The organism is Streptomyces sp. Qhu_M48 (assembly GCF_051305195.1).
GTDB lineage: Bacteria > Actinomycetota > Actinomycetes > Streptomycetales > Streptomycetaceae > Streptomyces.
This window is the reverse complement of sequence record NZ_CP195432.1, coordinates 3,409,392-3,433,914: the sequence shown is the minus strand read 5'-3', so window position 1 is coordinate 3,433,914 and position 24,523 is coordinate 3,409,392. Positions and strand designations below refer to the sequence as shown.

General features: G+C 72.9%; 23 protein-coding genes. 10 read left to right on the top strand and 13 right to left on the bottom strand.

Features of this window, described 5'->3' with window-relative positions; all coding sequences use genetic code 11:
- Nucleotides 1–3: 3 nt before the first annotated feature.
- Entirely contained in the window at nt 4–375 is a 372-nt protein-coding gene (locus ACRRSS_RS15710) for a cupin domain-containing protein (protein WP_435971834.1), read from the bottom strand.
- Between the two features lie 372 nt (nt 376–747).
- On the opposite strand from ACRRSS_RS15710, the gene ACRRSS_RS15705 reads away from it, so the two are divergent.
- From ACRRSS_RS15705 to ACRRSS_RS15695, 3 genes are all read left to right on the top strand, one after another.
- Nucleotides 748–1,107, top strand: a complete 360-nt coding sequence (locus ACRRSS_RS15705) for an SPW repeat protein (RefSeq protein WP_435971833.1) — start codon at nt 748–750, stop codon at nt 1,105–1,107.
- A gap of 189 nt (nt 1,108–1,296) precedes the next feature.
- Nucleotides 1,297–1,650, top strand: a complete 354-nt coding sequence (locus tag ACRRSS_RS15700) for a DUF805 domain-containing protein (protein ID WP_435971832.1) — start codon at nt 1,297–1,299, stop codon at nt 1,648–1,650.
- Nucleotides 1,651–1,903: 253 nt separating this feature from the next.
- Nucleotides 1,904–3,193 carry an ATP-binding protein gene (locus ACRRSS_RS15695; RefSeq protein WP_435971831.1) on the top strand — a complete coding sequence of 430 codons (1,290 nt, stop codon included), beginning with the start codon at nt 1,904–1,906 and terminating at the stop codon, nt 3,191–3,193.
- Here ACRRSS_RS15695 and ACRRSS_RS15690 read toward each other — a convergent pair.
- Nucleotides 3,171–4,109, bottom strand: coding sequence for a carbohydrate kinase family protein (locus tag ACRRSS_RS15690; protein ID WP_435971830.1), 939 nt, complete (start codon nt 4,107–4,109; stop codon nt 3,171–3,173). The genes ACRRSS_RS15695 and ACRRSS_RS15690 overlap by 23 nt on opposite strands.
- Nucleotides 4,110–4,216: 107 nt before the next feature.
- Between ACRRSS_RS15690 and ACRRSS_RS15685 the strand changes: the two genes are divergently transcribed.
- The gene (locus tag ACRRSS_RS15685) at nt 4,217–4,795 is read left to right on the top strand and encodes a YdeI/OmpD-associated family protein (protein WP_435971829.1); all 579 of its coding nucleotides are present in this window, start codon (nt 4,217–4,219) and stop codon (nt 4,793–4,795) included.
- 19 nt (nt 4,796–4,814) lie between these two features.
- Here the strand turns inward: ACRRSS_RS15685 and ACRRSS_RS15680 are convergent, their stop codons facing one another.
- Nucleotides 4,815–5,375 carry a GNAT family N-acetyltransferase gene (locus ACRRSS_RS15680; protein ID WP_435971828.1) on the bottom strand — a complete coding sequence of 187 codons (561 nt, stop codon included), beginning with the start codon at nt 5,373–5,375 and terminating at the stop codon, nt 4,815–4,817.
- Nucleotides 5,376–5,496: 121 nt separating this feature from the next.
- On the opposite strand from ACRRSS_RS15680, the gene ACRRSS_RS15675 reads away from it, so the two are divergent.
- On the top strand, nt 5,497–6,153 hold the full coding sequence (locus ACRRSS_RS15675) for an NADPH-dependent F420 reductase (protein WP_435971827.1): 657 nt from the start codon (nt 5,497–5,499) through the stop codon (nt 6,151–6,153).
- Between the two features lie 80 nt (nt 6,154–6,233).
- Here ACRRSS_RS15675 and ACRRSS_RS15670 read toward each other — a convergent pair whose 3' ends face one another.
- Together ACRRSS_RS15670 and ACRRSS_RS15665 are read right to left on the bottom strand one after the other, a co-directional pair.
- Nucleotides 6,234–6,359, bottom strand: a complete 126-nt coding sequence (locus ACRRSS_RS15670; RefSeq protein WP_435971826.1) for a hypothetical protein — start codon at nt 6,357–6,359, stop codon at nt 6,234–6,236.
- Nucleotides 6,360–6,398: 39 nt separating this feature from the next.
- Nucleotides 6,399–7,580, bottom strand: coding sequence for a hypothetical protein (locus ACRRSS_RS15665; RefSeq protein WP_435971825.1), 1,182 nt, complete (start codon nt 7,578–7,580; stop codon nt 6,399–6,401).
- Nucleotides 7,581–7,762: 182 nt separating this feature from the next.
- Here ACRRSS_RS15665 and ACRRSS_RS15660 point away from each other — a divergent pair, with 182 nt between their 5' ends.
- Nucleotides 7,763–9,232, top strand: coding sequence for a PP2C family protein-serine/threonine phosphatase (locus tag ACRRSS_RS15660; RefSeq protein ID WP_435971824.1), 1,470 nt, complete (start codon nt 7,763–7,765; stop codon nt 9,230–9,232).
- Between the two features lie 183 nt (nt 9,233–9,415).
- Here the strand turns inward: ACRRSS_RS15660 and ACRRSS_RS15655 are convergent, their stop codons facing one another.
- Entirely contained in the window at nt 9,416–10,909 is a 1,494-nt protein-coding gene (locus ACRRSS_RS15655; protein WP_435971823.1) for a DNA-binding protein NsdB, read from the bottom strand.
- A gap of 233 nt (nt 10,910–11,142) precedes the next feature.
- Between ACRRSS_RS15655 and ACRRSS_RS15650 the strand changes: the two genes are divergently transcribed.
- From ACRRSS_RS15650 to ACRRSS_RS15640, 3 genes are all read left to right on the top strand, one after another.
- Complete coding sequence (locus ACRRSS_RS15650; protein ID WP_435971822.1) at nt 11,143–12,270, top strand: aminoglycoside phosphotransferase family protein; 1,128 nt, start codon at nt 11,143–11,145, stop codon at nt 12,268–12,270.
- Nucleotides 12,271–12,614: 344 nt separating this feature from the next.
- The gene (locus ACRRSS_RS15645) at nt 12,615–14,534 is read left to right on the top strand and encodes an N-acetylmuramoyl-L-alanine amidase (protein ID WP_435971821.1); all 1,920 of its coding nucleotides are present in this window, start codon (nt 12,615–12,617) and stop codon (nt 14,532–14,534) included.
- Between the two features lie 160 nt (nt 14,535–14,694).
- Nucleotides 14,695–16,893, top strand: coding sequence for a terpene synthase family protein (locus tag ACRRSS_RS15640; RefSeq protein ID WP_435971820.1), 2,199 nt, complete (start codon nt 14,695–14,697; stop codon nt 16,891–16,893).
- Between the two features lie 75 nt (nt 16,894–16,968).
- On the opposite strand, the gene ACRRSS_RS15635 is transcribed toward ACRRSS_RS15640, so the two are convergent.
- The 7 genes from ACRRSS_RS15635 to ACRRSS_RS15605 form a co-directional block, all read right to left on the bottom strand.
- The gene (locus ACRRSS_RS15635) at nt 16,969–17,334 is read right to left on the bottom strand and encodes an RNA-binding S4 domain-containing protein (RefSeq protein ID WP_435971819.1); all 366 of its coding nucleotides are present in this window, start codon (nt 17,332–17,334) and stop codon (nt 16,969–16,971) included.
- A 17-nt stretch (nt 17,335–17,351) separates the two neighbouring features.
- A complete protein-coding gene (locus ACRRSS_RS15630) occupies nt 17,352–17,852 on the bottom strand; it encodes a hypothetical protein (RefSeq protein ID WP_351903148.1) in 501 nt (166 codons plus the stop codon).
- A 167-nt stretch (nt 17,853–18,019) separates the two neighbouring features.
- A complete protein-coding gene (locus ACRRSS_RS15625) occupies nt 18,020–18,412 on the bottom strand; it encodes an ACT domain-containing protein (protein ID WP_435971818.1) in 393 nt (130 codons plus the stop codon).
- 34 nt (nt 18,413–18,446) lie between these two features.
- The gene (locus ACRRSS_RS15620) at nt 18,447–19,613 is read right to left on the bottom strand and encodes a thiolase domain-containing protein (RefSeq protein ID WP_435971817.1); all 1,167 of its coding nucleotides are present in this window, start codon (nt 19,611–19,613) and stop codon (nt 18,447–18,449) included.
- Nucleotides 19,606–20,664 carry a thiolase domain-containing protein gene (locus tag ACRRSS_RS15615; RefSeq protein ID WP_435971816.1) on the bottom strand — a complete coding sequence of 353 codons (1,059 nt, stop codon included), beginning with the start codon at nt 20,662–20,664 and terminating at the stop codon, nt 19,606–19,608. The genes ACRRSS_RS15620 and ACRRSS_RS15615 overlap by 8 nt, the downstream gene beginning before the upstream one ends.
- Nucleotides 20,661–21,620, bottom strand: coding sequence for a Zn-ribbon domain-containing OB-fold protein (locus tag ACRRSS_RS15610; protein ID WP_435971815.1), 960 nt, complete (start codon nt 21,618–21,620; stop codon nt 20,661–20,663). The genes ACRRSS_RS15615 and ACRRSS_RS15610 overlap by 4 nt, the downstream gene beginning before the upstream one ends.
- Before the next feature lie 138 nt (nt 21,621–21,758).
- Entirely contained in the window at nt 21,759–22,559 is an 801-nt protein-coding gene (locus ACRRSS_RS15605; protein WP_435971814.1) for a crotonase/enoyl-CoA hydratase family protein, read from the bottom strand.
- Between the two features lie 185 nt (nt 22,560–22,744).
- On the opposite strand from ACRRSS_RS15605, the gene ACRRSS_RS15600 reads away from it, so the two are divergent.
- On the top strand, nt 22,745–24,421 hold the full coding sequence (locus ACRRSS_RS15600) for an acyl-CoA synthetase (RefSeq protein WP_435971813.1): 1,677 nt from the start codon (nt 22,745–22,747) through the stop codon (nt 24,419–24,421).
- The last annotated feature ends 102 nt before the right edge of the window (nt 24,422–24,523 follow it).

The following is a 24,523-nucleotide window of genomic DNA, read 5'->3' as shown; positions in this document are numbered from 1 at the left end:
CCGTCAGGAGCCGGTCGGGCGCGCGTAGTCGACGAAGCCCGTCCAGTCCACGGCGACGCAGGGCTCGTCACCGATCACCCAGGCGTCGTGACCGGGCTTGACCTCCATGTAGTCCCCCGCCCCGAACTCCGTCGAGTCACCGTCGTCCATGACGACCTTCATCCGGCCGCTGACGACGTATCCGACGTGCGAGGCCTCGCAGCTGTCGGTGCCGGCGAGCGGTTTGATGTGCTTGGACCACTGCCAGCCGGGCTCGAACACCGCGCGCCCGACCGCGCCGCGCTCGCCGGTGACCAGGTCGAGCCTGCCCTTGCCGTCCTCGAAGGGGCGGGTCTCGTCCGCCGCGTCGAAACTCTTCTTCACAATGCCGGTCATCATCCGCTCCCGGCGGTGGAGGGGTCGGTCCCCGAGTCCACTTCCAGGCTACGCCTCGAACACCACTCGGCGCCGCGCATGACAATGCGTCGTTCCGTTCCCTTCCGCACCGCACTTTCTGTTGAACAGAGATCGCCTTTTGGTGGTTCCCCGCACATCCGAGGCTCGAATTCTGTGCGCACCCCTTAACGGGCAGACCTACACATAAAGGCCAGATAAGCGCACAATGAAGCAGCGGCATCATGTGCCGCACGTGCGCTCACAGGTGCATGACGCCAGAAGGAGGCGAGTCGTATGGCCGACGTCTCTCACCGTCCTGGTGATATCGCGGGACACCCGGACGCGCCGGAAATGCGGGACCGATATGCCCGTATGCTCCGGACCCGAGGTGTCACGGCTGTCGAGGAACTCGTGATCCTCGCCGGCATCTATGCCGCGATCTCCGCGTGGACGGTCCACTTCTCCGCGACCCAGCCCGCTCTCGCCATCAGCAACCTGGTCGTCGGTATCGCCCTCGCGGTCCTCGGCCTGTGCATGTCGCTGGTGCCGGAGCGGTCGCAGGACCTGAACTTCGTCGTCCTGCTGATGGGCGCGTGGCTGATCGTCGCCCCGTGGGTGGTCGGACAGAGTCCCGACACCGGCACCGTCCTCAGCAACGTGATCACCGGTGCGTGCGTCTGCCTGTTCTCGCTCACGGCCGGCGGACTGCTCATGAGCAAGAGAAGGACGTGATCTTCTGATCCTCTCCCGGAACGGCGGCCCTCCACTCCCGGAGGCGCCGCCGTTCGCTCTATACGGATCCGGAACGGGCACCGGCCGGTAACGAATTGACCCATGTGGTTTCAGCCACCTAAGTTCTGCGTAAAGCTTGCTCCACAGGGACAGGCTCCCGTACGCATACCCAGTCCTTGGGGGGACAAAGTGAACTGGTACCTCGACGTCATCAAGAAGTACGCGGTCTTCAGCGGCCGGGCGCGCCGCAAGGAATTCTGGATGTTCGAGCTGTTCAACATCATCATCGCGATCGTGCTCGCCGTGATCGGTGTGGCGCTCGACTTCTCGCTGCTGAGCACGCTGTACTCGCTGGCCGTCTTCCTGCCGTCCCTCGGTGTGACCATCCGCCGCCTGCACGACACCAACCGCTCCGGCTGGTGGATCCTCATCGGCCTGATCCCGCTGGTGGGCGCCATCATCCTCATCGTCTTCGCCGCCACCGAGGGCGACCAGCACGAGAACGAGCACGGCCCGAACCCGAAGCTGGCCCCGGCCTACTGACCGTCCCGGCCTGCCGAAGGCCCGGTCCGCCGAAGCCCCCGGGCTGTTGAACGCCCGGACCCCTGAGGCGTCGTTCGTACGCGGAAGGCCCCCGGAGGAAACTCCGGGGGCCTTCCGCGTTCCCCGGCACCGCTCCGCATAGAGCCGCCACGGCGCGTTCGCCCGTACCCCCTTGTGCAGGATGGCGCACGACCCGCGCCCGGGAGCCCGCCTAGCCTCGCCGCAACGGCACCAACGAGGGGCGGTACCACCGGTGAACTGGCACATCCACGACTACCGCGAGAGCGATCTCGCCGCCGTCGTCCATCTGATCGACACCACGGCCGAACTCGGCCAGGAGTCCGTGTTCTCGCTGGCCGAGTGCATCGGCGCCCTCACCAGCCGCCAGCCCGCCGTGGTCGCCGTCCACCAGGGCAAGCCCATCGGCGCCGCGCTCGCCTGCGTCTCCGGAGAACGAGCGTGGGTGATGCGCGTCGCGATCTCCTCCGCGTGGCGCGGCCGCGGTCTCGCCAGCGCCCTTCTCGTGGAGCTGGAACGGCGGCTCGTGGCCGCCAGGGTCGGGCGAATCGCGTACGTCCTCCCGGAGGAGGAGCTCCTCGGCGAGGGACTGCTCAACGCCGGGTACACACGTCAGCCCGCCGTCGCCTACTTCGAGAAGGTGGAGCCGCTGCACGGGCCTGCCGCCGGACTCCTCGACGAGCTGGGCGGGCGGCTGCTCCCGAGCGACCTGTGGTCCAAGGTCGCCGGGATGGAGCGGGAGAAGGACCTCATCGAGCGCCGGGTGGTGCTGCCGCTCGCCGAACCGGAGCGGGCCGGCCGGCACGGAGTGCGACCGCCGCGCGCGGTCTGCCTGTTCGGACCGCCGGGCACCGGCAAGACCACGTTCGCCCGCGGGATCGCCTCACGGCTCGGCTGGCCCTTCGTGGAGATCCTGCCCTCCCGCCTCGCCGACGAGGGGAACCTCGCCGCGGCCCTGCGGTCCGCGTTCGCACGGATCGCCGAGCTGGAGCGGGTGCTCGTCTTCATCGACGAGGTCGAGGAGATCGCCCCGGTGCGCTCGGAGCCCGCGCAGCCCGGCGGCATGCACGGGGTGACGAACGAACTCCTCAAGCTGATACCCGGGTTCCGGGAGCGGGACGAGCGGCTGCTCGTCTGTGCCACCAACTCCATCCGCTCCCTCGATCCGGCGTTCCTGCGGCCCGGGCGTTTCGACTACCTCATCCCGATCGGTACGCCGGACAAGGCGGCGCGAGCGGCGATCTGGTCCCGCTACACGGACGGCCGGACGGACGTCGACATCGACGAACTGGTCCTGGCGAGCGACCTGTTCACCCCCGCCGACATCGAGCACGCGGCCCGGATCGCCGCCCAGGCCTCCTTCGAGCGGGATCTCCTCGCGGCCGGCGGCCGGGGCGGTGACGGCGCAGCGCCCGGGGCGAGCACCGCCGACTATCTGGCGGCCATCGGCGAGTGCCGTCCGACGGTCACCCCCGAGCTGGTCGAGCAGTTCGCCTCGGACATCACGACGCACGCCCGGATCTGAGGCCGAACAAGGCTTCGGCCGCGTCCAGTTCGGACCGGTCGGGCGGCTGGGCACCGGCCCGGGACACGGTCACGGCCGCCGCCGCGCCCGCCCTCCGCAGGAGCCCCGCGAGGGACTCGGCGCCGAGGGCGCCGAGCTCCTCCCGCCCCCGCCCGGCGAGGGTGTCCAGGACGGCGGACATGAAGGAGTCGCCCGCGCCGACCGTGTCCACGACGGCGACCCGGGGCGCGTCCACGGTGACCTCCTCCCTCCGGGTGAGGGCGAACGAGCCTTCGGCGCCCCGGGTGACCAGGACGACGGCCGGGCCGAGGGCCAGCCAGCGGGCGGCGACCGCGCGCGGGTCCTCGCCGGGGTGGAGCCAGGCCAGGTCCTCGTCGCTCGCCTTGACGAGGTCGGCGAGGGCGACGCAGCGCTCGACGCGGGCGACGGCGGCGCCGTGCTCCCCCATCAGCGCGGGCCGTACGTTGGGGTCGTAACTGACGGTGGCCCGGTCCCGGAGCCGCTCCGTCTCGGCGAGGACCGTGTCCGCGCCGGGTGCGGTGACGGCGGCGACCGACCCGATGTGCACATGGTCGGGTGCGAGCCCGGCCGGCACGGGGGCCGCCAGGCTCCAGGCGATGTCGAAGGTGTACGTGGCCCGGCCGTCCGCGTCGAGGCCGACGACGGCCGACGGGGTGCGCACGGGGGCGCCGCCGATCTCCACCCGTACGCCCGCGCTCCGGAGATGGGCCCCGATCCGCCGTCCGGTGGGGTCGTCGGCGAGCTGGGTGAGCAGGGTGACATCCCGGCCGAGCCGCCCCAGACCGTAGGCGACGTTGGCGGGACTGCCACCGGGGTGGAGGCGGTCGGCGGCGCCGGAGCCCACCGGGGCACGGACGATGTCGGCGACGCACTCGCCGATCACCAGGAAGGACATGGGTCAGAGCTCCTTGACGTAGGTTCCGGCATCGTCGCAGGCCGAAGCGGGGTTTCGCGGGCGGCTGTCCATATCCTGGTCGCACGACGACGACAGGGGGAGCGGCGATGGAGCGGTACGACGGGCTTGAACTGATGACCGTCACGGAGACCGCGGAGCTGGAGGCGTGGCTGGAGACCCACCACGCCGACTCCTCCGGGGTGTGGCTGAGGATCGCCAAGAAGGACAAGGGGGGCGCGTCGCTGACGAATCCCGAGATCCTCGACTGCATGCTCTGCTTCGGCTGGATCGACGGGCAGCGCAAGGGCGGCGACGGCGCCTACTACCTCCAGAAGTACACGCCGAGGCGGGCGCGCAGCCTCTGGTCGCAGGTGAACGTCCGCAAGGTCGAGGCGCTGACGGCGGCGGGGCGGATGCGCGACCCGGGGCTCGCCGAGGTGCGGGCCGCGCGCGCCGACGGCCGGTGGGAGGCCGCGTACCCGTCGCAGGCGGAGGCGACCGTGCCGGACGACCTCGCGGCGGCGCTGGCTGCCGACGAGCGGGCGCGGACCTTCTACGAGGGGCTCGGGAGGACCGATCAGTACCTGGTGATCATGCGGTTGTGGCAGGCCCGCACGCCGAAGGGCCGGGCGGGACGGCTGGAGCGCATGGTGGCGAAGCTGGCGGCCGGCGAGAAGGTCCGCTGAGGGAAGAGGTTCGTGGGGCTCAGCGCCGGCGCCGGTAGAGGACCTGGTGGGCGTCGTACTCGACGAACGAGGCGGCATGGGTCATGCCGACCGCTTCGAGGAGCCGCCGGGAGCGGCGGTTCGCCCGCTGGGTCACCGCGACCACGCTGGGCGTGTCGCGGAGCGTGACGTCGAGGACGGCGGCGACGGCCTCGCGCGCGTAGCCGTTGCCCCAGTGCTCGGGCAGGAACTGGTACGACACCTCCGTCTCGCCCTCGCGCGCGCCGGGCTCCACGGAGACGAGCCCCAGCACCAGGTCGTCCTCGGCTCGGACCACGGCACGGAAACCGGGCGCGCCGACGATCCGCCGCCGCCGGATGAGGATGACGGGCTCGGTGACGGGACCGCCGAGGTGGCGCCGTACCTCGGGCTCGGTCCACAGCCGCGTCATGGCCGGGAGGTCGCCGGCGCGGACCGGGCGCAGCAGCAGGCGGTCGGTGGTGAGCGTCGCGTGCGGGGCGGGCGCCGCCGCCCCGGCCGGCTCCGGGCCCGGCGCCGGGGTCGGGGCCGGCTCCGGGGCCGAGGGCGGAACGGTGGTCATGCCTTCGATCATCTCAGCCCCGCCGCGGTCCGGCGGCACCCGGCCCTACGTCGAGAGACGGACGCGGGTGGGGTCTCCGGGCCGAGGCGCCGACCCGGCAGGGGGCGCCAGGATGACGGTCATGCGAATCGGAATTCTCGGTACGGGAAATGTGGGACGGGCTCTCGCGTCGGCGTGGGCGCTGTCCGGTCATGACGTGGTCGTCGGGTCGCGGCGGCCCGACGACGAGGAGCTCCTCTCGGAGCTGGGGGAACTCACGGCGGCGGGTGTACGGATCGTGGGCTCGGCCGAGGCGGCCGCGCACGCCGACGTACTGGTGAACGCCACCCCGGGTACCGTCTCGGTCGCCGTGCTCGAATCGATCGGGGCTCCGGCGCTCGCGGGGAAGACCCTCCTGGACGTCGGGGTGGGCTTCCTGGAGGACGGGACGCTCTCGCATCCGGTCGTCAGCCTCGGCGAGGAGATCCAGCAGGCCTTCCCGGAGACCCGGGTGGTGAAGACGCTCGCCACGGTCGACCGGAACGTGATGGTCGCGCCGGACTCCCTGGAGGGCCCCGGCACGGTGTTCCTCTCGGGGGAGGACGCGGAGGCGAAGAAGGTGGTGCGCGGTCTGGTCACCGACCTCGGCTGGCCCGACGACGCGCTGCTCGACCTGGGCGGCATCGCCACGGCGCGGGGCCAGGAGACCTTCGCCGTGCTCTTCATGGGCATCGCGGAGGCGACCGGTAGCTACGAGTTCGGCATCCGGGTCGTCCTCCCCGCCCGCGGCACGGCCTGATCGGCGAGGCCCCTCCCAGGGGTTCCCCGGCCCTCGCGTCCCGGCGGCCGTCGGGGCTGACGGACGGCGAGGACGCCCCGCTAGCTGTTGACCGCGCGGTCGATGGTGTACGCGGTGGTCGGCCCCATCGGGACGTGCGCGACGGGCACGCCGGTGCCGAGCGCCTCGGAGAGGGAGCCGGCCGCCGAGGGCGTGGCGGCATGCATGCGGGGGACGGAATCGGTGACTCGGGGAGTCGGATGGGTTCAGTCGGCCATGCGCCGTCGCAGTGCGGCCAGCGCCCCGGGGCGCTGGCCGGGGACCCGTTCCCGCAGGGAGATCAGGGCGGGGCCGAGGGCGCGGGCCCGTGCGGGGTCGCCGATCTCTCCCCACTGGTGGTGGGCCCGGTCCACTGCCCCTTCGACGTCGGGGTCGTCCGTCGGCTGCCGCAGGGCGAGCCGCGCCTCGGCGGCGGCGATCCACAGGGCGCAGCTGCGGGCGGGCTCCCCGGCGAGGCGGGCGAGATCGGCCCGTACCTCCGTCCAGTGGACGGCCTCCCCGGACCGGGGGCCGTGGCGGCGCAGGGCCTCGCTCTCCCAGGCCGCGGCCACCGCCGCCGCCTCCCCGTGCCGGCCCGCCATGGCGGCGGCCAGGATCGTCGGGTGCGGGTCCTGCTCCGGGGTCCGCGCGGGAGCGGGCGCGGGCGCCAGGAAAAGCGAGCCGGGCAGGGACGAGGCGGCGTGGGCGGCGGACTCGGCGTGGAGCGTGGCGTGCGGGAGCCGGGCGCCGGAGCGCCAGAGTTCGGCCCAGGAGCGCAGGTAGTCGGGGGCCAGGGGCTCTCCCCGGCGCGGGGCCGGGGAGACCCGTCCGTAGAGGACAGGTCCGGGCCCCAGGTGCAGGGAGGAGGGTGCGGCGGCGAGGCGTTCCCACACGGCGGCGTCGGCGGCGAGGTCCGCGACGACGGTCGTGGTGCCGGGGGCCCGTACGCCGAGTTCGCCGGCGAGCCAGTGCCAGGGCAGCGCCGTGTAGCGGAGCGCCGCCGGGGTGGTGCGGGCGAGTGCGAGGTGGGGCAGCTGCTGCCGGCGGTCGAGATGGAGCTGTCCCGCGAGGCAGAGGACCAGGGGCCCGGGGCTCGCCGCGGCGGCGCGCAGCCGGGTCAGGACGGTCTGCGGGTCGAGCGGATCGGCGAGTTCGACCACGGTGGCGGTGGTGGTGCCGGTGAGGACCCCGGGCGGCACGGCGGCGAGGGCGGGAAGGACGGAGGCGGCGTCCATGGCACGCCCGCGTCCGGCGGGCGCGGCCGCGAGGAGGAACGCGGTGCCCGTGGCGGTGGCCCCCGCCGGGCCTCTCCGTGCCTCGTCCGTCGTGCCCGTCCCCGTGCTCGTACCCGCCCCGCCCGTGACCGCCGTGCGCGTGCCCACCGTGCCCATTCCGTCGTCGTTCACCACCCCCGCACCGTAACGCGTCGCGGCCTGGCCGATAATCGCCGGGCCTTTGACATATGCCGGAAGCACCACCGGATCGAGTGTTGCCAAAGCCCTTACGGGCCGTCCCGCGCTGTGCAACAGTCGTATGCGGGCCTCCCTTTCACACCTGGCCTGGCCGTGCCGCGCCTGTATCGGAGTACGACATGCCGTCCCCACTGTTCGCGGACCGCCCCGCCCAGCAGCCGGAGCCGGGCGCGGTGGACGCGCTGATCTCACAGACCCGCCGTCTGCGCGGCGAGCTCGCCGCCGTGCGCCGGGACGCCGAGGTGAACGACGACGATCCGCAGCAGCGCTGGCAGCGTGCCCTCTGCGACCTGGCGGTCCACCAACTGGACGATCTCGGCGCGCACTTGGGGCAGCTCCGCGCGGGCGCTCCGGAGGAGGTCGCCACCGAGCCGGCGCCCGACCCCGTCGTCGACACGGCCCTCCCGACCGACCCCGGCACCGCGTACGGCGCGGAAGCCCCGCCGCGCACCGGATCGCTGCTCGCCCGTGTCGGCAGCGCCGAGTGGAACCTCCTGACCGACGAGGTCAGTTGGTCCGAGGAGCTGTACCAGATCTTCGGACGTACACGCGAGAGCGGCCCCATGTCGCTGGACGAGATGCCCACGATGGTCTTCGCCGAGGACCAGTCCGTCCTCCAGAGCATGGTGACGGACTGTCTGATCGACGGGAAGCCGATCGACGGCGAGTTCCGGATCGTGCGGACCGACGGCTGTGTGCGCACGGTGCACATGACCGGCGAGCCCGTGCTCGACGCCGACGGCTGCACCGCCTCGATGTGGGCCGTCCTCCGCGACGTCAGCGAACTCCGGCGCAGCGAGCGGGCGGTCCGCGAGAGCCGGGACACCCTGGAGCGCAGCCGTCACATCGAGCAGACCGAGCGACGGGTCGCCGTGGAGCTCCAGGAGGCGGTGCTCCCGCCGTGGCGCGGCTCGCTCAGCTTCGCGCACGGCGGCCCCGCCCCGCTCGACGTGGCCGCCCACTACCTCCCCGCCGCCAGCACCGGCCTGATCGGCGGCGACTGGTACGACGCGCTGGCCCTGCCCGACGGGGACGCGCTGCTCACCGTGGGCGACCTGACGGGCCACGGGGTCGCCGCGACCTCCTCCATGGCCATGCTCCTGGGCGCGCTGCGCGGCATGGCCGTGGCCGGAATCCGGCCCGCCGCGCTCATGGGCCATCTCAACCAGCTCCTGGAGACCTCCGTACAGCCGGCGCTCGGCAGCGCGATGTGCTGCCGCTACGACCCGGTCGCCCAGACGCTGACCTGGGCTCAGGCCGGCCACGCCGCCCCGCTGCTGTTCCGCGACGGGACGGGGCACGTCCTGCGGCGCCCCGAGGGTGTCCTCCTGGGGGCGACGACCGGGGCCGTGTACGGCGAGGCCGAGACCCGGCTGCGCCCCGGCGACCTGCTCGTGCTGCACACCGACGGGCTGACCCGGGGCAGCCGCGCGGACGACGACACGGGCAATCGGCGACTGCTCGCCCTGGGACACCGGCTCTCCGGGGCGAGGGACGCCCGGGACGGTGTGCGCGCGGTGGTGGAGGAGTTCGGTGAGGAACAGCGCGCGGACGACGCCTGCGTGATGGTGGTCCGGGTCGGGCACTGAACCACCCGGCAACGAGCGCCACTTGGCGCCTGCCGGTCCGGCCCGAGCCGCTCGGAAGCGGACCGTCCCGGGCCGGTCGGCCCCGTGGGCCTGCCCCGTGCTCGGTCGGTCGATCCCTGGTGCCCGTGTCGTCCTCGGCGGGTGCGCCGCGCGTGCCCGCACCGCCCCGGGCCGGTCGGCCCCTCAGGCCTGTCCCGTCCTCGGACGGTTGACCGGCGACCTCGGCAGGGCCTGCTCGATCTCCTCACGCAGGTGCTCGATCCTGGCGTAGCCGGCGTACTGCCCGGTGAGCCGGTACATCTGCCGCAGCCGGTCCCAGGTGCGGTGGGACGAGGTCTCCCCCATCGACATCAGGGCGAGCCTGGCGTACCGGTCGGCCTGCTCCGGGTCGTCGGCGATGAAGCAGGCGGAGGCGAGCGAGATGTGGTCGAAGAGCTTCGAGCGGTCGTGGCCGCCGCGCCGCAGTTCGATCGCCAGCTTGGCGTGGCGCTGCGCGGGGACCGCGGCCGTGGGGTCGTGGTCGGCGAGGGTCCGGTAGGCGAGGGCCTGCATGCCGTGCATGTCCGCCTCGTCGAAGTTCTGCATCCAGCTCGGCGTCCGCTCGTCGCGCCGGTCGGACACGAACAGGTCCTCGGCCTCTCCGAGGGTGCGGCGCATGGCCTGTCCGCGGCCCATCGAGGCCTGCGCCCAGGCCTCGATCGTGTGGAACATGGCCCGGGTCCGGGGCAGCACCCGCTCGCCGGAGCCGTCCTTGGCGAGCTTCATGAGGTCGAGCGCGTCGTCGGGCCGGCCCAGGTGCACCATCTGGCGTGCGGCGCGGGACAGGGCCTCACCGGCCCGGGGCCGGTCGCCGCCCTCGCGGGCCGCGTGGGCGGCGATCACGAAGTACTTCTGGGCCGTGGGTTCGAGGCCGACGTCGTGCGACATCCAGCCCGCGAGGACGGCCAGGTTGGCGGCGACGCCCCACAGGCGCCGCTGGAGGTGGTCGGCGTGGCGGTAGGCGAGCATGCCGCCCACCTCGTTGAGCTGGCCCACCACCGCCTTGCGCTGGAGGCCGCCGCCCCGGGAGGCGTCCCAGGCGCGGAACACCTCCACCGAGTGCTCCAGTGCCTCGATCTCCTCCGACCCGATGGGGGCGGCCTCGTAGCGGTCGAACCCGGCGGGGTCGGCGTGGAGGGGATCGGTGGCACGCTGGGGGGTGGACTGGCGTGCGGGGTCGGTCTGCAGCCAGTCGTGCATGGCGTTGCTGAGTACGGAGCCGGCGGCAAGCGCGGCACCCGCGCCCACCAGGCCGCGTCGGTTGAGCATGAGGTCCATTCCCGTGAATTCGGTGAGGACCGCCGCCGTACGATCGGGTGCCCAGGGCAGCCCGTCAGGGTTGTCCGTCTTCCTGACGTCCTGCCGCCTTCCGGCGCGCCCGTGTCGTACGAACCCGAGGTCCTCGATGGTCACGACACGGCCGAGTCGCTCGGTGAACAGTGCTGCCAGCACCCGGGGAACGGGATCGCGCGGGGTCTCACCGCGGTCGATCCAGCGCCGGACCCGTGAGGTGTCGGTCGCCAGCTGCGGGTGGCCCATGGCCGCCGCCTGCCGGTTGACGAGTCTCGCGAGTTCGCCCTTGGACCAGCCGGCCAGGCCGAAGAGGTCTGCCAGGCGGGTGTTGGTTTGTCCGGTCACGTCTAAGCCCCCAGGTTCTCGGCTGAGTTGACAGTAACCCCCTGTCATAGGGCTGGCGACTATTCGCCAGGGTTCGCCAGGGTGCGCCCGATGTTCCGCCACCCGCGCCCGGGTGTCAGGTAGGAAAGCGCCACCCCGCCCCGCCGACCGGCCCTCATTCCCCAGGGTGCGGACCGGGGGCGGGCGGGGCGACGCACGCAACTCGTCGGACCACGAAGGGATCTGTCACCTCCATGTACACAGCATCGTCCTCCGTGTCCGCCCCGCCCCGGCCGCAGCACCGCATCGTCCCGGCCGGCGCCGGGCCCTACCTCGCTCCCGCCCCTCAGGCCGTACGGCCGAGGCGCTGGGCGGCCGGGACGGGTACCCAGACGGTCAGCGGGAGAATCGATCTGTCCGGCCCCCAGGGGGCTCAGCTGAAGATGGCGATCGCCTCCGTCCACCGCATCTGCCCGGAGTTCAACCCGGTGCAGGTGCTGCGGCGCAGCGGGCGGTCGGTACTGATCGTCGGGACGACCGGGCGGACCACGGCGGTCGCGAAGTGTTTACTGGACCACTCCCCCGCGTGGGTCGAGCGGTTCCGGCACGAGATAGCTTCCTACCGCTCCTTCGTCCGCCACCGTCCGCCGGTGCGGGCGCCGCGGCTGATCGCGGCGGACCCGGAGAACTGCACGCTGGTGATCGAGCGGATGCCCGGGCGGGCCGCGGCGCTCTCGCGCCACCCCGTCGAGGCTCCGCCGCGGGCCGACGTCCGGGCCGCGCTCGGCGCGATCGCCCGGCTCAACGCCTGGCGGCCGCCGACCGGGACCTTCGACGCCCCGCTGGACTACGGCACCCGCATCGCCCGCTACCACGAGCTCGGGCTCTTCACCGACCGGGACCGGGACGACCTGCAGAAGCTGCTGCACGGTCTGGCCCACGCGGGTGGACGTCAGGGCATGGGGCAGTTCTGTCACGGTGACGCCCTGCTCTCCAACATCCTCCTCTCCCCCACCGGACCGGTCCTCGTCGACTGGGAGCACGCGGGGTGGTACCTGCCCGGGTACGATCTGGCGACCCTGTGGGCGGTCCTCGCGGACGCCCCGCTGGCCCGGCGGCAGATCAGTCAGCTGGCCCAGCAGGCGGGCCCGGCCTCCCGGGACGCCTTCCTGGTCAACCTGATGATCGTGCTGACGCGGGAGATCCGTACCTACGAGACGGCGGTGCACCGCACCATGAAGGAGGCTCCGCCGGCCGGTTCCGTGCCGGTGCCCACCGGGGCGCTCGCGCCCGGTGAGGAACAGCGGCTGCTTCTGAGGCGGCTGCACGACGACTGCGCCATGGCACGGCGGGCCGTGCGCGCGGCGGTCGGGACGCGCTGAACGGGCGGGCCCGACCGACGACACGGGGGAGGGTGCGCCGTGCGCCCGGTGCCGACACACCGGGCCGCGGCGCCCTCGCGTGTACGCCTCCGCCGCGTGTCCCGGAGCATGGCCACTGGTCCACTCCACTGACGCGTCCCAGGCCCGGGGCCCGTCGCCGCGAAACTCCGCCGGATGGCCTCCTTTCCCGCTCTGACGTGGGAACTTCTCTTTCCTGAGGCGTGATTGACGGATCGTCCGGGAGCCGATACCCCTGTACGGGTTCGGTCCCGCACGCCCCGGTGTCACCCCCGCCTCTGGAGGCTGCCTTGCCGCGTACGGCTTCACGTCGTCGCCCACGAACGGTGGTCGCCCTCGCGTCCGCCGCCCTGCTCCTGCCCCTGCTGTCGGCCGCTCCGCCGGCCGGTGCCGGCGTGCCCGCGTCCGGCTCCCTCCAGGGCCACTTCGCGCGGGCCGCCGCCCGCCACGGCGTACCCGAGAGCGTGCTGCTCGCCGTCTCGTACCTCCAGTCGCGCTGGGACTCCCACGGCGGTGCGCCGAGCGTGACCGGCGGTTACGGGCCGATGCACCTGACGGACGCGGTGACGGCGCTGACCGTGGCCGTCCCGCACCACTCGGAGGGCACGGAGGACGCGCGCGGCGACTCCTCCCGGGCCGCGCGCCCGGGCGGCCACACGGCGGTCCCGGCCGCCGGGGCGCTGCCCGCGCGGCTGCGCACCCTGGAGCGGGCGTCCGCCCTGTCCGGGATTCCGGGCGAGGAGCTGCGGACCGAACCGGCGGCGAACATCGAGGGCGGGGCGGCGCTGCTCGCCGCGGCGCAGCGGGAGGCCGGGCTTCCGGCGAGCGCGGACCCGGCCGCGTGGTTCGGGGCGGTGGCGCGCTACTCGGGCGCGGACGACTCGGCCACGGCGACGACGTACGCGAACGACGTGTTCGACGTGATCCGGACCGGGGAGTCCCGGACGACGGACAGCGGCCAGGTGGTGACGCTCCGGGCAGCGCCGGCGGTCGCGCCCGCCACGGGGCAGCTGGCCGCCCTCGGGCTGCGCCGGCCCGGGTCCGGTCCCGTGGAGTGTCCGCGCACGGTGGCCTGCGAGTGGATCCCCGCGCCGTACGAGGAGTTCGGCGACGGCGACTACGGCAACCACGACAAGGCGGACCGGCCCGCCGCCCAGTCGATCGACTACATCGTGATCCATGACACCGAGGCCGTCTGGGACACCACCCTGGACCTGGTGCGGGACCCGGCGTACGTGTCCTGGCAGTATTCGCTGCGCTCCTCCGACGGGCATATCGCCCAGCACCTGGCGCTCAAGGACGTCGGCTGGCACGCGGGCAACTGGTTCGTGAACGCCAAGTCGGTGGGGCTGGAGCACGAGGGCTTCCTGACGGCGCCCGACTCCTGGTACACGGAGGCGATGTACCGGACGTCGGCGCGGCTGGTGCGGTACCTCGCCGCCCGGTTCGACATCCCGCTCGACCGGCAGCACGTCCTGGGCCACGACAACGTGCCCGGCACGGTGACGTCCACGATCAAGGGCATGCACACCGACCCGGGGCCGTACTGGGACTGGGCGCACTACTTCCGGCTGCTCGGCCGTCCGATCACGCCGGGCGCCGGTCCCGGGGCCGGGGTGGTCACGATCCGGCCCGACTACGGCGACCACCGGCCGGTCTACACGGGCTGTGTGACGGCGGGGGTGGCGTGCGCGCCGCACGGGAGCGGGGCGGTGCGCCTCTACACCGGGCCGAGCCCGGACGCGCCCCTGGTGACGGACGTCGGTCTGCGGCCGGGCGGGGAGGCGTCGACCACCGGGGTCAACGACACCGGGGCGCGGGCCTCGACGGGGCAGAGCTACGCGGTGGCGGAGCGCCGGGGCGAGTGGACGGCGATCTGGTACCTCGGGCAGAAGGCGTGGTTCCACAATCCGCCGGAGGAGCCGACGGCCGTGAGCGTCCGGGGTCTCGTCCTGACGCCCCGCGAGGGGCTCGCGTCGGTCCCGGTGTACGGGCGGGCCTACCCGGAGGCCTCGGCGTATCCGGCGGGTGTGCCGGTGCAGGCGGTGTCGCCGCTGCCGTACCGGCTGCTCGCGGGGCAGCGGTACGTGGTGGGCGACCGGACCCCGGGCGAGTACTACTTCGCGCCGGTGTTCGACAGCAGGGGGCACCAGGTGGTGCGCGGCCAGGAGGAGTACTACCAGATCCAGTTCGGCCATCGGGTGGCCTTCGTCAAGGCGGCTGACGTGCGGGTTTCCCAGGCCTGACGGAGGCGTGGCCGAAAGGCGCGGGGGTGGTGCCGGACGGGCTGTCCGGCACCACCCCGTCGGCGTTCATAGGACTATTCGGAAGATCGCGTGCGCCGTACGGGCGACGGGTAAAGGTGGGCCCGACAACGACCTCGCTCACCGGAAGGCCCCCCAGCGCATGCCTCAGCCCTTCGTTATGCCGGATTTCTATGTTCCGTATCCGGCACGGCTCAACCCCCATGTGGAGGCCGCCCGCACGCACACCCGGGACTGGGCGCGGGAGATGGGGATGCTGGAGGGCTCGGGGGTCTGGGAGCAGCACGACCTCGACTCCCACGACTACGCGCTGCTCTGCGCGTACACGCATCCCGACTGCGGCGAGGAGGCCCTGAACCTCGTCACGGACTGGTACACCTGGGTCTTCTTCTTCGACGACCACTTCCTGGAGATCTTCAAGCGGACCCAGGACCGGGCGGGCGGCAAGGTGTACCTGGACCGGCTGCCGCTGTTCATGCCGGCGGACCCGGCGACGGGGATGCCCGAGCCGACCAACCCCGTCGAGGCGGGTCTCGCCGACCTCTGGCGACGCACCGTTCCCTCGATGTCCGAGGGCTGGCGGGTGCGGTTCGCGGAGGCGACGGAGCACCTGCTCAACGAGTCGCTCTGGGAGCTCGACAACATCAACGAGGGGCGCGTCGCCAACCCCGTCGAGTACATCGAGATGCGCCGCAAGGTGGGCGGGGCGCCCTGGTCGGCGGGGCTCGTCGAGTACGCGGCGGGGGCCGAGGTCCCGGAGCGGGTGGCCTACTCCCGTCCCCTGCGGGTGCTCAGGGACGCCTTCTCCGACGCCGTCCATCTGCGCAACGACCTCTTCTCGTACCAGCGCGAGGTGGAGGACGAGGGCGAGAACAGCAACGGCGTGCTCGTCCTGGAGCGGTTCCTGGGCTGCACGACGCAGGAGGCGGCGAACGCCGTCAACGACCTGCTGACCTCACGACTCCAGCAGTTCGAGAACACGGCCCTCACCGAAGTGCCGCTGCTCGCCGCCGAGAAGGGCCTCACGCCCGAGGAGTGCGCGGCCGTGGCGGCGTACGCCAAGGGGCTCCAGGACTGGCAGTCCGGCGGTCACGAGTGGCACATGCGCTCCAGCCGGTACATGAACGAGGGCATGGTCGGCGGCCCCTCGCACCTGGACGGGATCATCGGCACCTCCGCCCTCGACATCCGGAACCTGTTCGGACGGTCGGCCACCTCCCGGCTGCGGACCCTCACGCACGTGCCGCACCAGCACGTCGGCCCCTCGCTGCTGCCGGAGTTCGACCTGCCCTACCCGCTCTCCCTGAGCCCGCACCACCAGGAGGCGAAGCGGCTCTCCGAGGACTGGGCCGAGCGGATGGGGCTCCTGGACGACATCTGGGACCGGTCGCTGATGGACGGCTTCGACCTCGCGCTCTGCGCGGCGGGGATCGACCCCGACGCCACGCTGGAGGAGCTGGAGCTGAGCTCCGAGTGGCTCACCTGGGGAACGTACGGGGACGACTACTACCCGGCGGTGTTCGGCCGGCCGCGCAACCTCACCGGCGCGAAGGAGCAGACCGAGCGGTTCAAGGCCTGCATGCCGCTCGACGATCCGGCCCTGGGGGCGGCGCTCGCCGTCAACCCGCTGGAACGCTCGCTCGCCGACCTGTGGGCGCGGACGGCCGGTCCGATGGCACCGGACGCCCGCGCGCAGCTGCGGACCGCGCTCGACCTCATGCTGGACAGCTGGCTCTGGGAGCTGCACAACCAGGCCCAGCACCGGGTGCCCGACCCGGTCGACTACATCGAGATGCGCCGTTCCACCTTCGGTTCGGAGCTGACCACCCTGCTCTGCCGGCTGCGGCACTCCGAGGCGCTGCCGCCCGCGCTCTACCTCACGGGCACGGTGCGCTCCCTGGAGCGGTCGGTCATGGACTACGCGACGCTCCTCAACGACCTCTTCTCGTACCAGAAGGAGATCGAGGTCGAGGGCGAGGTGCACAACGGTGTGCTGGTGCTGCAGAAGTTCTTCGACTGCGACTATCCGACGGCGGTCGCGATGGTCGACGACCTGATGCGAGGCCGACTGCGCCAGTTCGAGCACGTCAAGAAGAACGAAGTTCCGTTGCTCTACGCGGACTTCGAGCTGGACGCCGGGGGCAGGGCGGCCTTCGAGGCGTATCTGCGCGAGCTGGAGGACTGGCTCGCCGGGATTCTCAACTGGCACCGGAACGTGCGCCGTTACCGGTCCGAGGACGTGCACACGGGCGCCGGCACTCCGCTGCTGCGGTACGGACCGACGGGGCTCGGCACCTCGGCCGCGCGGGTGGCCTCGCTGATCGGGTCCACCGTGCGCTGAGACGCGGACCGTGCGCCCTGGGGCGCGGGAGGCCGCCTCCGGGAGTCCCCGGGGGCGGCCTCGTACCGGTTCGTGTCAGGGGCGGCGGCCGCGCAGCCCGTCGAGCTCGCGGCGGTCCCGCTTGGTCGGTCGCCCGGCGCCCCGGTCCCGCACCGCGGCCACGGCGACGTGTTCGCGCGGCGGCGGGGGCGGGCTGTTGTCCACGAACGCCTCGGCGGCGACCGGCGGGCCGATCCGCTTGGTGTGCACCACCTTGACCTCGACGATCCGCTCCCGTCCGCCGTGGAAGAGCCGGACCTCGTCCCCGGGCTTCACCGGCTGGGCGGGCTTGGCCCGTTCGCCGTTGACCTTGACGTGTCCGGCCCGGCAGGCCGCGGCGGCCTGGGAGCGGGTCTTGGTCAGACGGACCGCCCAGATCCAGCTGTCGACGCGCGCGCTCATCGGCCCCCGCTCCCCCGTCAGCCCTGCTGGAACAGCTCGGCGGGCAGCGGCTTGAGCAGCGCGTAGAGGTCGTCGGTGATCGGCCGGTCCCAACTGGCGATCGTCACGAGGACGTTGTCGCTGCGGTCGAACTGGACGCAGGAGATGCGGCTCTCGGAGAGCTTGAGGCGGCGGACGATGAGGAGGTTGTCGCCCTGCATCACGGGGACGTCCTCGGTGTCGAGGACCTCGACCGGCTCGTCGTTCTCCAGGGCGGCGAGGAGCTGGGCCACCTCGAAGGGGATCTGGGTGTCGGCGAGCTCGCGCGCCGGCGAGCCCTCCGGCAGGTTGCCGATGATCATCGCGGGGCCGCGGCCGCCGAACAGGTCGTACCGGAGGAAGACGCCCTGGCAGGAGCCGTCGGGGGCGGGCAGCAGACCGGCGCCGAGGTTGCCGGGCCAGTCCCCCGGATCCATGGCCAGGACGTCGAAGTCCGGGCCCGCGGGAGTGGCGGCGCTACGGCGGCGGAGGAAGGACATACGGCCATGGTACGTGCCTCTGCGCGCGATGCGACGCGCCGGTCGGCGGGAGCCCCACGCCGCCCGGCGGGCGGGAAGACCTCGGCGGTCACCCGGAGCGGCCGACCGGTCGCGGAGGGCCCCCGCGGGACTCCGCGGGACTCCGCGCGGCGCGGTGCGTGGCCCCGTCAGCTCTCCGAGAGCCGCTCCAGGACCGTCAGCGCCTCCCTCGCACGCGCGTGCTCCACGAAGAGGTGGTCGTGGTGGAATCCGGCCACCACGTTGCAGCTCAGGCCCGCCTCGGCGAGCGCCCCGGCCACGGCGGCCGTCAGGCCGACCGCGTCGAGTGCGGAGTGCACCCGCAGCGTGATCCGGCCCGCCACGTAGTCGTACGGGAGGGCCGCGGCGTCCGCCTCCTCCTGGCGTACGACGAGGGTGAGCCCCTCGGGCTCGGCGACGGTGACCACCGGGGCGACCCCGTCCGGGGCGGGGCCGTCCACCGTGGTGAAGACGTAGCGGCCGGGGTCGAGCTCCGGCCGCATCCCGGCGAGGAGCCTGGTCAGATCACGTTCCGCGGTCATGGGCGCCAGGGTATGCGCCCCACGCGGTCGCCGGTCAGCCGGTGGGCGGGGTGTCTCCGACGAGCCACATGGCGAAGAACTGGGCGCCGCCCCCGTAGGCGTGGCCGAGGGCCCGGTGCGCGCCGTCGACCTGGTGCTCGCCGGCCTCCCCGCGCACCTGGAGGGCGGCCTCGGCGAAGCGGATCATCCCGGAGGCTCCGATGGGGTTGGTGGAGAGCACTCCGCCGGAGGGGTTCACGGGCAGGTCCCCGTCGAGCTCGGTCACCCCGGCCTCGGTGAGCTTCCAGCCCTCACCCTCCTCGGCGAAGCCCAGGTTCTCCAGCCACATCGGCTCGTACCAGGAGAACGGCACGTACATCTCGACGGCGTCGATCTCCCGGCGGGGGTCGGTGATGCCGGCCTGCCGGTAGACGTCGGCGGCACAGTCCCGGCCGGCCCGCGGGGAGACGAAGTCCTTGCCGGCGAAGAGGGTGGGTTCGCTGCGCATCGCCCCGCCGTGCACCCAGGCCGGGGGCCGGGGCGAACGGGCCGCGCCGGTACGGTCGGTGAGGACCATCGCGCAGGCGCCGTCCGAGGAGGGGCAGGTCTCGGAGTAGCGGATGGGGTCCCAGAGCATCGGGGAGGACTGCACCTTCTCCAGGGTGAGGTCGTGCTCGTGGAGATGGGCGTAGGGGTTCTTCAGGGCGTTGCGCCGGTCCTTGAACGCGACGAGGGAGCCGGTCGTGTCGGGGGCGCCGGTGCGGCGCATGTAGGCCCGGACGTGCGGGGCGAAGAACCCTCCGGCGCCGGCGAGCAGGGGCTGCTGGAATGGCACGGGCAGCGAGAGGCCCCACATGGCGTTGGACTCGGACTGCTTCTCGAAGGCGAGGGTGAGGACGGTCCGGTGGACGCGGGCGGCGACCAGGTTGGCGGCGACGAGAGCGGTGGAGCCGCCGACCGAACCGGCCGTGTGCACCCGGAGCATGGGCTTGCCGACGGCGCCGAGCGCGTCGGCCAGGTACAGCTCCGGCATCATCACGCCCTCGAAGAAGTCGGGGGCCTTGCCGATGACGACGGCGTCGATGTCCGCCCAGGTCAGCTCCGCGTCCGCGAGGGCCCGGACGGCGGCCTCGCGGACGAGTCCGGCGAGTGAGACGTCCCTGCGGGCGGCGACGTGCTTGGTCTGCCCTATGCCGACGACGGCTACTGGCTCTTTAGGCACGGGAGTCCCCTTCCAGGACGGCGACCAGGTTCTGCTGCAGGCAGGGGCCCGAGGTGGCGTGGGCGAGGGCCCGGTCGGAGTCGCCCCGGTGGATGCGGGCGGCTGCCTCGCCGAGCCGGATCAGGCCGGCGGCCATGACGGGGTTGGCGGCGAGGGCTCCGCCGGACGGGTTGACCCTCACCCTCTCGTCGAGGTGGAGGGCCTTGGCGAGCACGACCTCCTGGGAGGTGAAGGGGGCGTGGAGTTCGGCGGTGTCGACGGGCCGTTCGAAGGCTCCGGCGCGTTCGGCGGCGAGGCGGGTGGAGGGCGAGTCGGTGAGGTCGCGGACCCCGAGGGAGTGGGCCTCGACGCGATGGTCCAAGCCCCGGATCCAGGCGGGGCGGGCGCAGAGTTCGCGGGCCCGGTCCCCGGCGGCGAGGATGACGGCGGCGGCCCCGTCGCCGATGGGCGGGCAGTCCCCGGTGCGCAGCGGCCGGACGACGTAGTCGCCCTGGGGTCGGGCGCCGGGCAGTTGGGCGTGGGGGTTGTCCGTGGCGTCCCGCCGGCTGCGGGCGGCGATCGCGGCGAGGGCGGGTTCGTCGGTGTGCCCGGCGTCGACGAGCGCCTGCGCCTGGAGTGCGGCGAGGGCGACGGAGTCGGGCCAGAGCGGGGCGAGGTAGTACGGGTCGAGCTGGCGGGTGAGGACGTCGCGGACGGAGCCGGGCGAGGCCTTGCCGTAGGAGTACACGAGGGCGGTGTCGGCCTCGCCGGTGAGGAGCTTCACCCAGGCCTCGTAGAGCGCCCAGGCGCCGTCCATCTCGACGTGGGACTCGGAGATGGGGGGCCAGGCGCCGACGCCGTCGAGGGCCATGGTGAAGGAGAAGGCGCGTCCGGCGAGGTAGTCGGAGGATCCGGAGCAGGTGAAGCCGATGTCGGAGGTCTTCAGGCCGGTCCGTCGGAGGACGTCGTGCAGGACGGGCATGACCATCTCCACCTCGGAGAGGTCGTCGGTGCGTCGGCGGTGGTCGGTCTGGGCGAAGGCGACGATCGCCACCTCTCGGTCCGGCCTCACAGCAGCTCCTTGTAGGTGTCGTAGTCGGCGTCGGGCTCGCCGGTGGGCCGGTAGTGGTCGGGGTATCGGCCGTCCTCGCTCCACACCGGTTCGACGCGCAGGCCCATCCGGACCTGGTCGTAGGGGATGCCGGCGATGCGGCCGTGGAGGGCGAGCCCGGCGCCGTCGAGGGCGATGTGGGCGTAGACGTACGGCACGTCGATCTCGGCGTTCTTCGCCTTGATGTTGACGATGCAGAAGGTGGTGACGGTACCCGCGGGGCCGACCTCGACCTGGTCGGTGGTGGCGACGCCGCAGGTGGGGCAGGCACCCCGGGGTGGCACGTACACCTTGGTGCAGGAGGGGCAGCGTTCGCCGACGGTCCGGCGCTCGGCGAGCGCGTGCAGATAGCGGGTCTGGGCGCGGCCGGGGCTGTACGTGTAGTCGAGGCGCGCGGGCGCGACGATGCCGGTGACGGGATCGGCGAACAGGCCTTCGTGGGGCCGTGGTTCGGCCCCGGGGTCGCTGTCGTACGGCTCGAAGCAGGCGATGTCCGTGATGGCGCCGGAGCGTTCGGCGGCCCAGCGGACGCGGACCCTGAGGCCGGTGCGGACGGCTTCGGGACCGGGTGCGTCGAGGGCGTGCAGGAGGGCGGTGTCGGCTCCGTCGAGGCGGACGAGGACCCACGCGAAGGGGGTGGCGAGGGGCTGGTCCCGGCGGGGCTCGGGGTTCCAGGCCCAGGTGGTGACGGTGCCGGTGGCGGCGACCTCGACGAGGTCGCGGAGTTCGGCGGCGGTGGCGGGGTCGTACTCGACGGGCGGGACGAGCACCTCGCCGGCCTCGGTGCGCACCCCGAGGACGGTCCGTTCGCGCAGTCCGGTGAGGAAGGCGGACTGGACGGGGCCGAGGGAGCGGGTGAAGGGGAACTCCACGACGAGGGGGGCGCGGAGGGTCTCCGGCGGTGGGGTGGCGGTCATGTGCGGGCTCCTTGGTGGCGGTGGAGTGGGCGTGCGGTGGGGCCGCCGCGCGGGCCTTGTCCCGCGCCGCCGTGGTGCGGCCCGGCCGGCGTTCGGGGCGCGGGGGTCCGGGGCCGGTGCTCCGGCATCGGGAAGGCCTCACTCCCGGCGGTAGACCGCCGGCCGCTTCTCCGCGAACGCCCGCGCCCCCTCCTTCGCGTCCGCCGTGTCGAAGACCGGCCATCCCCGCTTGAGTTCGGCGGCCAGCCCCTCCGTCTCGGTCATCTCGGCGGTCTCGTAGACGGAGGCCTTGACGGCCTCGACGGCGAGCGGACCGCAGGCGTTGATCCGTTCGGCGAGGTCGAGGGCGGCGTCCAGTGCCGTGCCGTCGGGGACGACCCGTCCGACGAGGCCGATGCGGGCGGCCTCCTCCGCCGTGTACGGGCGGCCCGTGAGGAGCATTTCGAGGGCGTGGGTGCGGGCGATCTGGCGGGGCAGCCGGACGGTGGAGCCGCCGATGGGGAAGAGGCCGCGCCTGACCTCGAAGAGACCGAAGGTGGCGGAGGCGGCCGCGACCCGGATGTCGGTGCCCTGGAGGATCTCGGTGCCGCCCGCGACGCAGTACCCCTCGACGGCGGCGATGACGGGTTTGCGGGGCCGGTGGTGGCGCAGCATCGCCTTCCAGTGCAGGTCGGGGTCGGCCTTGAGCCGGTCCCGGTACCGCTCGCCCTCCATCCCCTGCCCGGCGAGGGCCTTGAGGTCCATGCCGGCGCAGAAGGTGCCGCCGGCGCCGGTGAGGACGACGGAGCGGATGCCGTCGTCGGCGTCGGCCTCCAGCCAGCCGTCGTAGAGGCCGACGAGCATCGGCAGCGAGAGGGCGTTCTTGGCGTCGGGCCGGTTCAAGGTGAGTACGAGCGTGGCGCCTTCGCGCCGTACGCCGAGGTGTTCGGTGCCACCCATGGGGGTCTCCCGTCTCCAGTTCTGGAACAGGTTGCAGGAGCCGGGGGTCCAGTTCAATACTTTTTCTGACACCCAGTCAGATTATTCCGCGCACCCTCTTCCTCTCGTAGCCGGTCGGCGCTCTAATGACCGCCGAGTCAGTGCGCACGCGTACGAGTCAGAGCGAACCGGGGTCAGGAGGAACGGTGGAGTACAACCTTGCCGACCTGTTCGAATCGGTCGTCGACGCGGTCCCCGACCGCGAGGCGCTGGTGTACGTCGACCATCCGGGGACGGGCGAGGAGCGCCGGCTCACCTACGCCGCACTCGACGCCGCCGCCAACCGGATCGCCCACCACCTCACCGACGCGGGCATCCGGGCCGGTGACCACCTCGGACTCCACCTCTACAACGGCGTCGAGTACCTGCAGACCGTCCTCGCCTGCCTCAAGGCGCGGATCGTGCCGGTCAACGTGAACTACCGGTACGTGGAGGAGGAACTCGTCTACCTCTACCGGGACGCCGACCTGGCCGCACTCGTCTTCGACGCCGAGTTCACCGACCGGGTCGCGGCGGCGCTGCCGCAGACGGAGAAGCTGCGGCACCTCGTGCGGGTGGGGACCCCGCCCGAGGAAGCCGCCGGCCTCGACTGCGTGCCGTTCACCGAGGCGGAGGCGGCCGGATCGCCGGAACGGGGCTTCGGCCCCCGCTCGGCCGACGACCTCTTCATCATCTACACCGGCGGCACGACCGGGATGCCCAAGGGGGTCCTGTGGCGCCAGGAGGACCTGTTCTTCGCCGGGCTGTTCGGCGGGGACCCCTCGGGCGAGGCGGTGAAGCGCCCCGAGGAGCTGGCCGAGCGGGTCGCGGCCGGCGGCGCCGGCATCACCTTCTTCCCCGCGCCGCCGCTCATGCACGGCACCTCCACCCTGACCGCGTTCATCGCCTTCAACTACGGGCAGCGGGTCGTCCTGCACCGCAAGTACGTCCCGGAGGAGGTCCTGCGCACCCTGGAGAAGGAGAAGGTCTCCAGCATCTCCCTGGTCGGGGACGCGATGCTGCGGCCGCTCGTCGACGCCCTGCGCGGGCCGCTGAAGGGCACGGACCTCTCGGCCCTGTTCAGCCTGTCCTCGTCCGGGGCGATCATGTCCGACACCGTACGGGCCCAGCTCCAGGAGCTGATGCCGAACGTCCTGCTCCTCAACAACTTCGGCTCCACCGAGTCCGGTTCCAACGGCCGCGCCACCGACGACTCCGGCCCCGCCAAGGGCTTCCGGCTGCACGTCAACGAACGCACCCAGGTCGTGGACCCCGCGACCCGCGTCCCCGTCGCCCCCGGCGACATCGGACGGCTCGCCCAGCGGGGCCACGTGCCGCTCGGCTACTACAACGACCCGGCGAAGACCGCCGAGACCTTCTTCGAGCGGGACGGGGTGCGCTGGGTGCTCCTCGGCGACATGGCGACCGTGGACGAGAGCGGGGTGGTCACCGTCCTCGGGCGCGGCTCCCAGTGCATCAACACGGGCGGCGAGAAGGTCTACCCGGAGGAGGTGGAGCAGGCTCTCAAGTCCCACCCCGACGTGTACGACGCGCTGGTCGCCGGAGTGCCCGACGCCCGCTGGGGCAACCACGTCGCCGCCGTCGTCCAGCTCCGCGCGGACGCCCCGCCGCTGGACCTGGAGTCGCTCCAGGCCCACTGCCGCCCCCGTCTCGCCGGATACAAGGTGCCCCGCCAGCTGGTCCTCGCCGACCGCATCCAGCGCTCCCCCAGCGGCAAGGCGGACTACCGCTGGGCCCGCTCGGTGGCGGTCGACGCGGACACGGCGGATCCGGCGGCGGACGCCGGCCGGGGCGTCTCCGCCGGATCGGGATCGGACGGGTAGGGCCTGTCCATCGGATCACGCCGGCCACGACTCAGGGCGCCCGGAGGCCGAACTCCCTGATCGCGGCGAGGAACGCGTCGGGCCGGTTCGTGTGGAGGAGGT

What these genes read in the sequence shown, in the direction of transcription:
- ACRRSS_RS15675 (WP_435971827.1), top strand. Translation starts at nt 5,497, where the DNA reads ATGCGAATCGGAATTCTCGGTACGGGAAATGTGGGACGGGCTCTCGCG.
- ACRRSS_RS15710 (WP_435971834.1), bottom strand. Translation starts at nt 375, where the DNA reads ATGACCGGCATTGTGAAGAAGAGTTTCGACGCGGCGGACGAGACCCGC.
- ACRRSS_RS15630 (WP_351903148.1), bottom strand. Translation starts at nt 17,852, where the DNA reads ATGTCCTTCCTCCGCCGCCGTAGCGCCGCCACTCCCGCGGGCCCGGAC.
- ACRRSS_RS15705 (WP_435971833.1), top strand. Translation starts at nt 748, where the DNA reads ATGCTCCGGACCCGAGGTGTCACGGCTGTCGAGGAACTCGTGATCCTC.
- ACRRSS_RS15640 (WP_435971820.1), top strand. Translation starts at nt 14,695, where the DNA reads ATGCCTCAGCCCTTCGTTATGCCGGATTTCTATGTTCCGTATCCGGCA.
- ACRRSS_RS15635 (WP_435971819.1), bottom strand. Translation starts at nt 17,334, where the DNA reads ATGAGCGCGCGCGTCGACAGCTGGATCTGGGCGGTCCGTCTGACCAAG.
- ACRRSS_RS15650 (WP_435971822.1), top strand. Translation starts at nt 11,143, where the DNA reads ATGTACACAGCATCGTCCTCCGTGTCCGCCCCGCCCCGGCCGCAGCAC.
- ACRRSS_RS15690 (WP_435971830.1), bottom strand. Translation starts at nt 4,109, where the DNA reads ATGTCCTTCCTGGTGATCGGCGAGTGCGTCGCCGACATCGTCCGTGCC.
- ACRRSS_RS15605 (WP_435971814.1), bottom strand. Translation starts at nt 22,559, where the DNA reads ATGGGTGGCACCGAACACCTCGGCGTACGGCGCGAAGGCGCCACGCTC.
- ACRRSS_RS15670 (WP_435971826.1), bottom strand. Translation starts at nt 6,359, where the DNA reads ATGCATGCCGCCACGCCCTCGGCGGCCGGCTCCCTCTCCGAGGCGCTC.
- ACRRSS_RS15625 (WP_435971818.1), bottom strand. Translation starts at nt 18,412, where the DNA reads ATGACCGCGGAACGTGATCTGACCAGGCTCCTCGCCGGGATGCGGCCG.
- ACRRSS_RS15610 (WP_435971815.1), bottom strand. Translation starts at nt 21,620, where the DNA reads ATGACCGCCACCCCACCGCCGGAGACCCTCCGCGCCCCCCTCGTCGTG.
- ACRRSS_RS15680 (WP_435971828.1), bottom strand. Translation starts at nt 5,375, where the DNA reads ATGACCACCGTTCCGCCCTCGGCCCCGGAGCCGGCCCCGACCCCGGCG.
- ACRRSS_RS15660 (WP_435971824.1), top strand. Translation starts at nt 7,763, where the DNA reads ATGCCGTCCCCACTGTTCGCGGACCGCCCCGCCCAGCAGCCGGAGCCG.
- ACRRSS_RS15685 (WP_435971829.1), top strand. Translation starts at nt 4,217, where the DNA reads ATGGAGCGGTACGACGGGCTTGAACTGATGACCGTCACGGAGACCGCG.